Here is a 14,907-nt window from a genome sequence, read left to right on the forward strand (position 1 = left end):
CCATTTAAATAATTGTTTAATAGGTTTATTTTACTTTGTAACCTATGAATAATAAAGTGAAAGCACTTTCAAAATATATTGTGATTTCATATAATAAATGTAAGTGAAATCATGGAGGGGTAAATATGGGTAAGACGAAACATCAAGGTCCTATGAAGAAAGATTTAAAGCCAGCACCAGAATTTTGGGTGAGTCCAATACCTTTTGGACTAGGTAAAGTAAACCCTAAACATATAAGAGATACAATGAAAATAGTTTGGGATAATAAAGATAATTTAAATTACGCTAAAAATATTATCACTAAAGGTGTCTGTGATGGTTGTGCATTAGGTGTATCTGGATTAAGTGATCAAACTTTAACCGGTCCTCACATGTGTACAACACGATTTAATGTTTTAAGACTCAATACAATGCCAGAAATTAAACCAGAAATTTTGCATCAAGATATAGATGAATTGAGAAAATATAATAGCACAGAATTAAGACAATTAGGTCGCATTCCTTATCCAATGATGAGACGAAAAGGTGACCGTAAGTTTATACGTATTTCATGGGAAGAAGCGATGCAAACAATAGCTCAAAAAATGAAATCATTAAATCCGAGAAATTATGCATTTTATTTAACTTCAAGAGGGATTACGAATGAATCATATTATGTTGCAAGTAAAGTCGCGAGATATTTAGGTGCTAACAATATCGACAATGCTTCTAGAATATGTCATTCACCTAGTAAAACAGCGATGAAACGTTCAGTAGGTGTAGGTGCTTCAACAGCGAATTACCAAGACTGGATAGGTACGGACGTGTTACTGTTTTGGGGAAGTGTAGCTTCTAATGCTTCGCCTGTTTCAACAAAATATATGCTTGAAGCAAAGAAAAAAGGAACAAAAATCATCGTTATCAATCCATATAAAGAACCAGCAATGGATAAATATTGGATTCCATCTGTGGCAGAATCAGCATTATTTGGTACAAATGTTGCAGACGAATTCTACCAAGTCAATATCGGTGGTGACATTGCATTTATGCATGGTATTATGAAACACTGGTTTGAAATGGAAGAACAAGCATATGGGTCTGCAATTAACCATAAGTTTGTTGAAGAACATGTTACAAATTATGAAGAACTTAAAGAAACAGTCGAAAAGCAGTCATGGGAAGAGATTGAACAATCAAGCGGTATTTCTAAAGATCAAATATACAAATTAGCGCTTGAACTTGCCAATGCTCAAAATGCAGTATTTGCTTGGGCGCTTGGATTAACGATGCATGAGTTTGCGACGGATAATATATCTCAAGTATGTAATTTAGCTTTATTAAGAGGTTTCTTAGGTAGAAAGCATAGCGGTCTAATGCCGTTTAGAGGACATTCTAGTGTACAAGGTACTGGAGAAATGGGCTGCGATCCATTTGTATTGCCAGGCGGTGCTTTTGATGGAGAAAATAAAAAGCGTATTGAGAAATTATGGGGATTTGATATTGCAGATTGGCAAGGTGATACGGTCGGTGTAACGTTAGAAAATATTATGTTACCAGATGATCATGAACGTAAAATTAAATGCTATTACATGTCAGGTGGTAATTTCTTAGAAACGATGCCTGACCCAACATTTATACAAAAAGCTTTAGAGAATTTAGAACTTAGAGTACATCAAGATATTATTTTGAATACGTCTACTTTAGTTGATGCGAAAGAAACCGTTATTGTATTACCTGCAAAGACGCGATATGAGCAAGATGGTGGTGGCACGTCTACTTCGACAGAACGCATGGTTTACTACTCACCAGTAATTGAAGGGAATCAAAATAGAATAAAAGAAGCAAGATCAGAGTGGCAAATATATATTGATTTAGCTAAGCGTGTTAAACCTGAACAAGCACATTTAATTGATTTTAAAGATGGCCAAGCTATTAGAGAAGAGATTGCTAAAGCAAATCCAGATTATGATGGTATCCAACATTTAAGAAATCAAGGAGACGTCTTCCAGTGGGGCGGTGCTTGGCTATGTGAAGATGGCATTTGTCCAACTGAAGATGGTAAAGGTCATTTAATCAGTGTAGACATTCCAGACTTAAACAGACAACCTGATGATTTCATGTTAACGACAAGAAGAGGTAAACAATTTAACTCAATGGTATATGGCGATTATGAATCCTTTAACCATGGTGGAAGATATGATGTATTAATGAATAAAGAAGATGCCGATAGATTAAGCATTGCTGAAGGTGAAGGTGTTGTATTGCATAATGGTTTCGGCGTATTCCAAGGTGTTGCAAAATATGTAGATATCTTAAAAGGAAACATTGAAGTCTATTTCCCTGAAGGCAACTATTTATTACCTAGAGGTAGATATGAGAAGTACGCTAAGATTCCAAATTACAACATTACAGTTAAAGTAGAAAAAGCAGATAGATTTAACGCTAAAAAAGATAGAGATTATTATGAAAAACCAATTAAAGATTTAGAAGAAATACCGATGCAATAATAGATAGGGAGTATCCTCAATTAAATAAGGATATTCCCTATCGTTACATATTTCACTATACTTTAAGAATAATTTGTGAAAAAATGTACTTGAGCCTTACAATAGTATAAATAAAGGTGTAAATTAAGTTTGTACATATCTAAAAAGGAAGGAAAGAAGTCATGAAAAGATTTTTAACATTAGTCTTTGCTTTGTTACTTGTATTAGCTGGTTGTAGCACAGAATCTAACCAAGATAAAGCTAAAAAAGAAACTGAAAGTAAGACGTTAACAGTATCAGCCGCAGCAAGTTTGACAGATGTTTCTAAAGCTCTAGAAAAAGAATTTAAGAAGAAGCATCCGAATACGAATATTAAATTTAATTACGGTGGTTCAGGTAGTTTACGTAAACAAGTAGAAGCTGGCGCAGATGTAGACGTATTAATGTCTGCAAACACTTCTGATGTTGATAAATTACAAGATAGTAAAAAAGTTAAAGAAGTTTATGATTACGCTAAAAATAAATTAATTATTATTAAATACGAAAACTCTAGCATCAAAAATATTAAAGATGTTAGTGCGCCAAACAAAGTCGCAATTGGTGAAGAAAAAAGTGTACCAGCAGGTCGTTACGCTGTAGAATACTTGAAAAAAGAAGATCTATATAACGGCATGACAAGTACATTTGTTTTCGCTAAAGATGTTAAACAAGTATTAAACTATGTTCAAAAAGAAAATGCAGAAGCAGGATTTGTATATGCAACAGATATGTATAAAGGTAAAGATAAAAAAGTCGATAACGTCGTTAAATTAGCGGATGCACCTTTAGATCATCCAATTACTTATAGAGCTGGTCTTGTTACCGACAAGAAAGAAGCTAAAGAATGGTTTGAATTCTTAAAATCAAAAGAAGCTAAAGAAATTCTTAAAGAATATCACTTTGAAGGATAGGAGATAATGCTATGCCAGACTTAACACCACTATGGATATCAATAAAAGTAACAATTATCAGTACAATCATTGTGTGTATCCTAGGTATTATTCTGGCAAAGCTGATGCTCAATTATAAAGGTAAATTAAAGCCTGTAGTTGAAAGCATTATTATGCTTCCAATCGTATTACCACCGACCGTTATGGGGTTTATACTCCTTATTGTCTTCGGTAAGAATAAGTTTTTCGGTCAATTTTTATCTGATGTATTGCATATCAATGTGATTTTTACGTGGGTAGGTGCAGTGATAGCAGCGATTATTGTAAGTTTGCCGCTTATGTATCAACATGTAATGAATGGATTTCAATCTATTAATCCAAAGATGCTTAACTCAGCAAGAACGATGGGCGCTAGTGAAGGGAAAATTTTTAGAACAATTATTTTACCGTTATCTAAACGTTCCATTTTCTCTGGTGTTGTGATGAGTTTTGCTAGAGGGTTAGGAGAATTTGGTGCAACGCTTATGATTGCTGGCTATATTCCTGGTTTAACGAATACATTGCCATTAGAAATTTATTTCTTAGTGCAAGCTGGTGAGGAACACAAAGCATGGTTATGGGTTATTGTACTCATCGCATTTGCAGTTTGTGTGATTAGCTCACTTAATATATTAAATCAAAAGAATCATAAATGGGAGTAGATATGGATGATTGATATATCAATTAAAAAGTTAATTAAAGACAGAACGATATCATTAAATATCCAAGCTGACACTCCGAAAATTTATGCGATAGTTGGGCGATCAGGTATAGGTAAATCCACATTATTAAACATTATTGCAGGTCTTACTGAAGCGGAAACTTGCAGAATAGAAATTAATCAAAAAGTGCTCAGTAATCAAAAGCATGTAATTAAAGTGCAAGATAGAAATATTGGTTATCTGTTTCAAGATTATCAACTTTTTCCACATAAGACAGTTCATGAAAATATTCATTACATGATTGAGACTAATAAAGAGACAGAGCAATTGATTAAACATTTACGTATAGAAAATTGTTTAAATCAATATCCATCTACTTTATCTGGAGGAGAGTCACAAAGAGTTGCATTATGTAGAGTATTAAGTGTCAAACCTAACTTATTACTTTTAGATGAACCCTTTTCAAGTTTAGATGATGAAACAAAAGACGAAGGTATGGCGTTAGTAAAGTCCATTTTTAAGACTTGGCAAATACCGATCATACTTGTGTCTCATTCTAAAAAAGAAGTTCAAATTTTAGCAGATGAAGTTATCGAAATTAGTTAAATGTTCATTGTAAGGTGAAAAATAAATAATATGTCTGAAGCCTCAAACAAAGATAAACACTTTGTTTGAGGCTTTTTTGTGCAAATAAAAGAATGTAGGGAATTCGTTATGTTGTATAGGTAATCCCCTAATACATAAACATTGTGAAAAAAATACAATTGATATAGATAATTAAGGGCAAATAATAGGAGGTTCTAACTATGTCTAAGTTAGGTTTGAAATTCTTTAAGCCAACCGAAAAATTTAATGGAAATTGGTCTATATTAGATGAAAAAAGTAGAGAATGGGAGAAAATGTACAGAGAAAGATGGAGCCACGATAAAGTTGTCAGAACGACTCATGGTGTGAACTGTACAGGTTCTTGTTCATGGAAAGTATTCGTGAAAAATGGTGTGATTACATGGGAAAATCAACAAATTGATTATCCTTCTTGTGGACCTGATATGCCTGAGTTTGAACCTAGAGGATGTCCGCGTGGTGCTTCTTTTTCATGGTATGAATATAGTCCATTACGTGTGAAATTTCCTTATGTTAGAGGTAAGTTATGGAAACTTTGGAAAGCTGCTTTAAGTGAATACGGAGATCCTGTTGTCGCTTGGGCATCCATTGTTGAAGATGAACAGAAGGCTGAAATTTATAAAAGTGCACGCGGTAAAGGTGGACATGTTCGCGTCAATTGGAGAGATGTGACACAACTCATCGCAGCACAAATTATATATACTGTGAAAAAATATGGTCCAGATAGAATTGCTGGATTTACACCTATACCGGCTAAGTCCATGATTAGCTATGCTTCAGGTGCGCGTTTTATATCGTTATTAGGTGGGGAAATGCTTAGTTTTTATGATTGGTATGCTGACTTACCACCCGCTTCACCACAAATCTGGGGTGAACAAACGGATGTACCTGAATCAAGTGATTGGTATAACGCCGGTTATATTATTATGTGGGGATCAAATGTACCATTAACGCGTACTCCAGATGCGCATTTTATGACAGAAGTTAGATACAAAGGTACTAAAGTCGTGTCTGTCGCACCAGACTATGCTGAAAATGTGAAATTTGCTGACAACTGGTTAGCACCAAATCCAGGTACAGATGCAGCATTAGCGCAAGCCATGACACATGTCATTCTTCAAGAATATTATGAAGATAAACAAGAAGAGATGTTTATCAACTATGCTAAACAATACACTGATATGCCTTTTATTATACAACTTGATAAACATGGAGAAGGCTATAAAGCAGGTCGTTTCTTAAGATCAAGTGATTTAGGTATAGAAACAGAACACGCAGAGTGGAAGCCTGTTGTATTCGATCAAAATAGTAAACAACTTGTCATACCTAATGGAACAATGGGACAAAGATATGAAGAAGGCGTTAAATGGAATTTAAATTTAGTTGGTGAAGATGGAAAAGAAATAGATCCAGCTCTATCTTTTAAAGACCATGAATCAAAAGTGATGACAATTCAATTTCCGTATTTTGATAATGATGGAAATGGTATTTTTGAAAGACCTATTATCGTTAAAGAAATCGAAAATAAAGACGGAGAAACAATTTATATCGCGACAATATACGACTTAATGACAAGTCAATATGGCGTAAGAAGATTAAATCATCCATTAGAAGCAACAAGTTATGAAGATGAAAATTCAATGTATTCACCTAAATAGCAAGAAAAAGTAACAGGTGTTAAATATTCAATAGTGACACAAGTAGCTAGAGAATTTGCACAAAATGCAGTTGATACAAATGGTCGCTCAATGATTATTATGGGGGCAGGTATCAATCACTGGTTTAACTCTGATACGATCTATCGATCTATATTAAACCTTGTTATCTTATGTGGATGCCAAGGTGTAAATGGTGGCGGATGGGCGCATTACGTTGGTCAAGAAAAATGTCGTCCGATTGAAGGTTGGTCAACGATTGCTTTTGCGAAAGATTGGCAAGGACCACCTAGACTTCAAAATGCTACAAGTTGGTTCTACTTTGCAACGGATCAGTGGAAATATGAAGAGTCTGGTGTTGATAAATTACAGTCACCATTATCAAATGAATTAAAACATCAACATCCAGCTGATTATAACGTATTAGCTGCTCGATTAGGATGGCTACCATCATATCCGCAATTTGATTGTAATAGCTTATTGTTTGGTGAAGAAGCGAAAGATGCAGGAGATGACTCAAATGAAGCAATTCTTCAAAGGGCAGTTGAATCTGTAAAATCTAAAAAGACTAAATTTGCTATAGAAGATCCAGATGCAAAGAAAAATCATCCAAAAACATTGTTCGTATGGCGTTCAAATTTAATCTCTAGTTCAGCTAAGGGACAAGAGTACTTTATGAAACATTTATTAGGAACTAAATCAGGTCTATTAGCAAATCCTAATGAAACAGATAAACCAGAAGAAATTGTATGGCGAGAAGAAACAACCGGTAAACTAGATTTATTAGTTGCGCTAGATTTTAGAATGACTGCAACACCGTTGTATGCAGATGTCGTATTACCAGCAGCAACGTGGTATGAAAAACATGATATTTCTTCTACTGATATGCATCCATTCATTCATCCATTTAATCCTGCAGTTGACCCATTATGGGAATCAAAATCAGACTGGGATATTTATAAAACATTAGCAAAATCTGTTTCGGATTTAGCGAAGACACATATGAAAGGCACATTTAAAGATGTTGTAACAACGCCTTTAGCACATGATTCTAAACAAGAGATTTCAACACCGTACGGAATTGTTAAAGATTGGTCTAAAGGTGAAATTGAAGCAATACCTGGTAAAACGATGCCTGGTTTCGCAGTTGTAGAAAGAGATTATACAGCCATATACGATAAATATGTATCAGTGGGACCATTATTAGAAAAAGGTAAAGTAGGTGCACATGGGGTAAGTTTCTCAGTAAAAGAGCAATATGATGAATTGAAGCTTATGTTAGATACGTGGGAAGATGATACTGTTAAAAATGGCCTTCCTAGAATGGATACAGCACGTAAAGTAGCAGATGTCATATTGAATGTTTCATCAGCTTCAAATGGTAAAGTCTCACAAAAATCTTACGAAGATTTAGAAGAACAAACAGGCATGACATTGAAAGATATTTCTAGTGAACGTGCATCAGAAAAAATCACATTCCAAAATATAACAGCACAACCGAGAGAAGTTATACCGACAGCAGTATTCCCGGGTTCAAACAAATTAGGTAGAAGATATTCACCATTTACGACAAATATCGAACGTCTTGTACCGTATAGAACGTTAACAGGTAGACAAAGTTATTATATTGATCATGAAGTATTTTTACAGTTTGGCGAGAACTTACCTATCTATAAACCAACATTACCGCCAATGGTATTCGGTACGAAAGATAAAAACATAAAAGGTGGCGTAGATACATTAGTATTAAGATATTTAACGCCACATGGTAAGTGGAATATTCATTCAACATACCAAGATAATTTGCATATGTTGACGTTATTTAGAGGTGGTCCAACTGTATGGATTGTGAAAGAAGACGCAATGGCGAACGACATTAAAGATAATGATTGGTTAGAAGTATATAACAGAAATGGTGTTGTTACAGCAAGAGCAGTTGTATCTCATAGAATGCCTAGAGGTACGATGTTTATGTATCACGCACAAGATAAACATATTGAGACACCTGGATCAGAAATTACAGATACTCGTGGTGGTTCACATAACGCACCTACACGTATCCACTTGAAACCTACGCAATTAGTAGGCGGTTATGCACAAATTAGTTATGGCTTTAATTACTATGGGCCAATTGGAAACCAAAGAGATGTATATGTTGCCATCAGAAAAATGAAGGAGGTAGATTGGCTTGAAGATTAAAGCGCAAGTAGCTATGGTTATGAATTTAGATAAATGTATAGGATGTCATACATGTAGTGTCACATGTAAAAGTACATGGACAAATAGACCAGGCGCTGAATATATATGGTTTAATAATGTCGAAACGAAACCTGGTATCGGTTATCCGAAACGTTGGGAAGACCAAGAAACTTATAAAGGTGGTTGGGTACTCAACAAAAAAGGAAAATTAGAATTAAAATCAGGTAGTAAACTATCTAAAATTGCACTGGGTAAAATTTTCTATAATTCTGATATGCCAGAAATGAAAGATTATTACGAGCCGTGGACATATAATTATAAACATTTAACAACAGCTAAAGAGGGGAATCATTCTCCAGTTGCAAAAGCTGAATCTGTTATTTCAGGTAGAAAATTAGATATTAAATGGGGACCGAACTGGGAAGATGATTTAGCGGGTGCTCATGTTACAGGACCTACTGATCCAAACATTCAAAAAATCGAAGAAGAAATTAAATTTAACTTCGACCAAACATTTATGATGTATTTACCAAGACTGTGTGAACATTGCTTAAACCCAAGCTGCGTTGCATCATGTCCATCTGGTGCAATGTATAAAAGAGATGAAGATGGTATTGTACTTGTCGACCAAGATGCATGTCGTGGTTGGAGATATTGTATGACAGGTTGTCCTTATAAGAAAGTATATTTCAACTGGAAAACGAACAAAGCAGAAAAATGTACATTCTGTTTCCCAAGAGTTGAAGCTGGTTTACTAACAGTATGTTCTGAAACATGTACAGGTCGTATGAGATATTTAGGTGTATTACTTTATGATGCTGACAAAGTTCAAGAAGCAGCTTCTGCAGAAAACGAAAAAGACTTATATCAAAAGCAACTTGATCTATTTTTAGATCCATTTGATGAAGATATTATTCAACAAGCTGAAAAAGATGGTATTTCACATGATTGGATTGAAGCGGCACAAAATTCACCAGTATATAAACTGGCAATAGAATATAAATTAGCGTTTCCTTTACACCCTGAATATCGAACATTGCCAATGGTATGGTATTGTCCACCATTAAGTCCGATTATGAATTACTTTGAAGGTAAAGATTCTATTAGAAATCCAGATATGATTTTCCCAGCAATAGAAGAAATGAGATTACCTGTTCAATATTTAGCAAATATGCTAACAGCAGGTGATACGAAGACAGTTAAAGAAGCATTGCAAAAAATGGCGATGATGCGTAGTTATATGAGAGCTAAATCAAGTGGTAAAGACTTTGATATTTCAAGACTTGAACGTGTAGGACTCACTGAAAGACAAACGAAATCGATGTATAGATTACTCGCGATTGCTAAACACGAAGATCGTTTTGTTGTTCCAACATCACATAAAGAAGGTTATATGGATACTTACAGAGCACAAGGTAGTCAAGGATATGGCGGCGAAATGTTTGGTCCAAATTGTGATGGTTGTGGTGTTCAAGGATTATCAGAGCAAAAATCCGGACAAGAAATATACAATGAGAACTTCTATGGAGGGATTTTCCGTGATTAATTTAGATGCATTATATGAACTTAAAGAAAGCTTTGGTTTCTATAGTAACCAGTTAACTTATCCAGAAAAGTTAGATTTTCATCCTAAAGCATTTAATAAAGCTTTCGATACCAATCATCCGGCTTATCGTGACATTAAGCAATATTGGGAAAATATGCATGATATTTCATTAGATGATATTCAAGAAGTGTATACAAGAACGTTTGATTTTGAAAAAAAGACGACGTTATATATGACATACAACAAGCTAACAGAACAAAAAGAACGAGGACAAATGCTAGCAAGATTAAAAGTACTTTATGAAATGTTCGGGCTAAAAATGCCTCAAAATGAACTGTCAGATTTTTTACCGCTTATGCTTGAATTCTTATATGCTGCAGAGTGGAGAGGTGACAGTCGTGCACAAGAAAGTTTAACGCTTGTTGTGATGGTCATTGAAGATGGAACGTATGGATTGCTTCAAGCTTTAGGTAAACAAAACAGTCCGTATTTTCATCTAATTAAAGCAATTAGAGAAACGTTAAAATCATGTGTAGTAGAGCAAGAGAAGGTGATCAACGGTGATTAATCAATTTATATGGGTTATCTATCCTTATTTATGTATCGCTATTTTTATTACTGGTCATTTATTCAGATTTAAATATGATCAATTTTCATGGACAGCAAAGTCTAGTGAGTTTATTGAGAAGAAACAATTGATGTGGGGAAGTATTTTATTTCACTTAGGTATTATTCCAGTTATATTCGGACATATAGTTGGTTTGGGCATACCTGCAGAATGGTTGAGTAGTGTCGGCGTTAATGATCATTTATATCATATCGGTGCAGTTTATATTGGAAGTATTTTCGGTATTGTGACATTAATCGGTATGGTTCTGTTAACAGCTAGAAGAATCACGAAACAAAATGTAAGAAGGTTAAGTTCAGCATCGGACATTATTGTGAATATATTATTGTTAGTGATTGTATTGATGGGTTGTATTTCAACGTTATGGACGAACGCGACAACACCAGACTTTGATTATAGACAAACAATTTCTGTTTGGTTTAGAGGTTTATTAATCTTTAAACCGGATGTTGCTTTAATGAATGACGTACCTTTAACATTTAAGACGCATATTATTTTAGGATTTTTAATCACAAGTTTATGGCCATTTACGAGATTGGTACATGTTTGGAGTGTGCCACTTAATTACTTCAGTAGAAGTTACATTATTTACAGAAAACATAAAACAAATTAAACTATAAATAAAAAGTCGAGGTGTTTAAAATGTCTAATGATTTTAATTTTCAGGAACAGTTGGATCTTATTCGTAGTACTTATGGTGTTGATTTTGTCGGATTAGCTATGACTTCTGAAGACGCTGCTCACTTTCATATAAAGTGGCAATATGTATCTGGAAATTTAAATCATAGATATCAAAACATCGTTTTAAGAAGCGGAAGAGGGATAGCAGGAATTGTGATTAAAAGTGGCAAACCTATTGAAATTCATGATTTGAAAGAAAGTCCATATCGTGATCAACCCTTTAACTATCCAATTGTTCAAAGTGAACAATTAACATCATTGCTTGCAATTCCATTATGGAAAAAGTATCGAGTATGTGGTGTACTCTTGCTTGGACAACGTGATGAAAAACAATTTCCTGAAATAGATATGAATGATTTTAATCGCTTTGGACCATTTTATGGAAAGGATATGATGAATGCATGAGTTCAGAAGATGCTTCAATATTAATGGATATATTAAAACAATACTATGAAAAAACGAGCGAAATGATTGTGTTTTTAAATAGTAAAGGACAGGTTATTAATATGAATGAAGCTGCCCGAAGAGTAATCTCTGAAGACAATCAATCATCATTGACACATGCCATTTGTAGTAGATGTGAAGGTTATTCAAATGAATATGCCTTACAATCATGTAGAGACTGTTTTTTAGAGTCTTCAAAGATTGGTAATACAAGTTTTCAAGTGTTTATGCAGACAAATAGCGGGACTGTTGAACCTTTTACAGCGACTTATCAAACGATTAGTCAAGAAGACGATGTTAAAGTGTATACATTACAAAATGTATCGCCACAAATTGAAAGACAGCAGAAATTACATCAACAAACGATGATCCAAAAAACAATATCCGCACAAGAAAACGAACGTAAAAGAATTTCTAGAGAGTTACACGATGGTGTTGTTCAAGAATTGCTAAATGTCAGTGTTGAACTTAGATTATTGAAATATCAGAATGATATTGACGTATTGAAGCAGCAGTCTCAACATATTGAAACGTTAATGTCTCGATTAATCGATGATATTAGAAACTTATCTTTAGAACTAAGACCTTCATCATTAGATGACCTTGGACTAGACGCAGCTTTTAAGTCATATTTTAAACAGCTTGAGAAAAATTTTGGGTTCCATGTTCACTATCATTATGATTCGTCTATTAAACGTTTTAATACGGAGATTGAAACGGTCGTATATAGAATTGTACAAGAAGCGGTGTTTAATGCGTTGAAGTATGCTAATGTGGATAGTGTTGATGTACATATGTCTTGTGATGGCAATGAAATAGAAGTTGAAATTGCTGACCAAGGAAATGGCTTTGTATTAGGCAGTCAGCCAAAAGGTTCAGGACTTGGTATATATGGGATGAAAGAACGTGCTGAAATCGTTGGCGGTAAAATCAATATCGAAAGTAAACTTAAAAAAGGTACAAATATTAAATTGAATGTACCAATAGCATAAATGGTGGGTGGTATATATGAAAATCGTAATAGCAGATGATCATGCAGTGGTGAGAACAGGCTTTTCAATGATTTTGAATTATCAAGAAGACATGGAAGTTGTTGCGACAGCTGCAGATGGTATAGAAGCATATCAAATGGTTGCAAAACATTCACCAGATGTATTGATCATGGATTTAAGTATGCCACCTGGTGAATCGGGATTAATCGCAACTGGTAAAATAGCAGAAGACTTTAAGCAAACTAAAATATTAATATTAACGATGTTTGATGATGAAGAATTAATTCATGCTGTAAGAACGATATATAGAGGCGATATGTATATTGATTCTAAAGTTACAAGTTCGCTCGTGAACGAACTCTTTAATCATCAAGGTAACAATGAGCAAAGTACTTCTGATCCATTTAAAATATTGTCTCAAAGAGAACTAGAAATCTTACCTTTAATCGCAAAGGGTTATGGTAATAAAGAAATTGCGGAGAAATTATTTGTTTCTGTCAAAACGATTGAAGCACATAAAGCGAGAATTATGGATAAACTCGGTTTAAAATCGCGTCCAGAATTAGTTGAATATGCTATGAAGAAAAAATTATTAGACTTCTAAAACAAAATTGACCTGATAAATTGTGACTCAAAAGCCTCAGTTTGTCAGGTCTTTTTATGTTTTTTATCGGATTGAATTTATAAATGAATATAGGGATTTTCCATGTTTCAATAAGGGGATATCCTTATGTGCACTTTTTCACAAATAACCTACAATAATATTGGAAAGATTATACATAAAGATTAATTTCGAAGGGTGAAAAACATGAGAAACAATTTAGGAAAAGTTCAACTACCGCTCCAAACCTTTAGTTTAATGGCAGGATTTATGGTTTGGAGTATACTCGCACCTTTAATGCCTTATATTACACAAGATATAAGTGTAGAAGAAGGTCAGAAAGCCATTATTTTAGCAATCCCTGTTATTTTAGGATCGATTTTAAGAATACCAATTGGCTACTATACGAACTTATTAGGTTCTAGACTTGTATTTTTAGTGAGTTTTATTATTTTATTATTTCCAGTTTTTTATTTAAGCCAAGCACATTCAACTACAGGATTGATGGTTGCAGGATTCTTTATAGGTCTTGGTGGTGCAATCTTTTCAGTAGGTGTTACTTCTATTCCTAAATATTTTCCAAAAGAAAAGCATGGTTTTGCGAATGGTATTTATGGAATGGGGAATTTAGGGACAGCTGTATCATCATTTTTAGCACCTCCAATTGCAGGCATTATCGGATGGCAGCATACTGTACAACTTTATTTAATCGTATTACTTATCTTCTCAGTATTAATGTTTATCTTTGGAGATAAAGAAGAACCTAAAGTGAAAATTCCAATGATTTCACAAACGAAGCAAGTCATCAATAACTATAAACTTTACTATTTTAGTTTCTGGTATTTTATTACATTTGGTGCATTTGTTGCATTTGGTTTGTTCTTGCCAAACTTTTTAGTGAGTCATTTTGAAATTGATAAAGTAGATGCGGGTATTAGAACAGGTATCTTTATTGCGATTGCAACATTACTTAGACCAATTGGTGGTATGTTAGGAGATAAATTTAATGCTTTAAACGTATTGAAAATATTCTTTATCGGTTTAATAGCGGGCGCAATCGTACTTTCAATATCACATCATCTCATCTTGTTTACAATTGGATGTTTAACGATAAGTGTTTGTGCAGGTATTGGTAATGGACTAGTATTTAAACTTGTACCAACATACTTCACAAAAGAAGCAGGTGTTGTAAACGGAATCGTATCTATGATGGGTGGTCTCGGCGGCTTCTTCCCACCATTAATGATAACGTTAGTAACGAGTTTGACTGGTTCAAATCATTTAGCATTCTTTATGCTTGCTATATTTGGTGTGATTGCACTCATTACAATGATGCATATGACTAAAATAGAAAGTAAGCATGTTTAGTTGTTTGTCTTTAAAATTAAAAAGGCTGAGGCAATGTGTTGCCTCAGCCTTATAATTAATTGAGGATAAAAGCG

The 14,907-nt window shown here is 34.1% G+C and carries 11 protein-coding genes and 1 pseudogene; all 12 read left to right on the forward strand.

The features are described from left to right. The first annotated feature begins 125 nt into the window (after positions 1-125). Positions 126-2,486, forward strand: a complete 2,361-nt coding sequence (locus tag MUA60_RS03690; protein ID WP_262649800.1) for an FdhF/YdeP family oxidoreductase — start codon at positions 126-128, stop codon at positions 2,484-2,486. A gap of 161 nt (positions 2,487-2,647) precedes the next feature. Further along, a complete protein-coding gene (modA, locus tag MUA60_RS03695; RefSeq protein WP_037589049.1) occupies positions 2,648-3,415 on the forward strand; it encodes a molybdate ABC transporter substrate-binding protein in 768 nt (255 codons plus the stop codon). An 11-nt stretch (positions 3,416-3,426) separates the two neighbouring features. Further along, on the forward strand, positions 3,427-4,095 hold the full coding sequence (gene modB, locus MUA60_RS03700) for a molybdate ABC transporter permease subunit (RefSeq protein ID WP_037589047.1): 669 nt from the start codon (positions 3,427-3,429) through the stop codon (positions 4,093-4,095). A gap of 6 nt (positions 4,096-4,101) precedes the next feature. Then, positions 4,102-4,701, forward strand: a complete 600-nt coding sequence (locus tag MUA60_RS03705; protein WP_262649808.1) for an ATP-binding cassette domain-containing protein — start codon at positions 4,102-4,104, stop codon at positions 4,699-4,701. Between the two features lie 200 nt (positions 4,702-4,901). Next, positions 4,902-8,573 (forward strand): annotated as a pseudogene (locus MUA60_RS03710) (nitrate reductase subunit alpha). Next, positions 8,563-10,119: a nitrate reductase subunit beta gene (gene narH / locus MUA60_RS03715; protein WP_262649810.1), complete on the forward strand. Its 1,557-nt coding sequence runs from the start codon at positions 8,563-8,565 to the stop codon at positions 10,117-10,119. The pseudogene MUA60_RS03710 and the gene narH overlap by 11 nt, the downstream one beginning before the upstream one ends. Continuing rightward, entirely contained in the window at positions 10,112-10,687 is a 576-nt protein-coding gene (gene narJ, locus MUA60_RS03720; protein ID WP_262649811.1) for a nitrate reductase molybdenum cofactor assembly chaperone, read from the forward strand. Before narH ends, narJ begins: the two co-directional genes overlap by 8 nt. Then, a complete protein-coding gene (gene narI, locus MUA60_RS03725) occupies positions 10,680-11,360 on the forward strand; it encodes a respiratory nitrate reductase subunit gamma (protein ID WP_262649812.1) in 681 nt (226 codons plus the stop codon). Before narJ ends, narI begins: the two co-directional genes overlap by 8 nt. Before the next feature lie 29 nt (positions 11,361-11,389). Further along, positions 11,390-11,833 (forward strand): nitrate respiration regulation accessory nitrate sensor NreA, encoded by a 444-nt coding sequence (gene nreA / locus MUA60_RS03730; protein WP_262649814.1) that lies wholly within the window; start codon positions 11,390-11,392, stop codon positions 11,831-11,833. Continuing rightward, the gene (locus tag MUA60_RS03735) at positions 11,830-12,864 is read left to right on the forward strand and encodes a sensor histidine kinase (RefSeq protein ID WP_262649815.1); all 1,035 of its coding nucleotides are present in this window, start codon (positions 11,830-11,832) and stop codon (positions 12,862-12,864) included. The genes nreA and MUA60_RS03735 overlap by 4 nt, the downstream gene beginning before the upstream one ends. A 16-nt stretch (positions 12,865-12,880) precedes the next feature. After that, positions 12,881-13,468 carry a nitrate respiration regulation response regulator NreC gene (locus MUA60_RS03740; protein ID WP_262649816.1) on the forward strand — a complete coding sequence of 196 codons (588 nt, stop codon included), beginning with the start codon at positions 12,881-12,883 and terminating at the stop codon, positions 13,466-13,468. Between the two features lie 204 nt (positions 13,469-13,672). Then, complete coding sequence (locus tag MUA60_RS03745) at positions 13,673-14,833, forward strand: nitrate/nitrite transporter (protein ID WP_262649817.1); 1,161 nt, start codon at positions 13,673-13,675, stop codon at positions 14,831-14,833. The last annotated feature ends 74 nt before the right edge of the window (positions 14,834-14,907 follow it).

Source organism: Mammaliicoccus sciuri (assembly GCF_025561425.1).
In the GTDB taxonomy this organism is placed as follows: Bacteria; Bacillota; Bacilli; order Staphylococcales; family Staphylococcaceae; genus Mammaliicoccus; species Mammaliicoccus sciuri_A.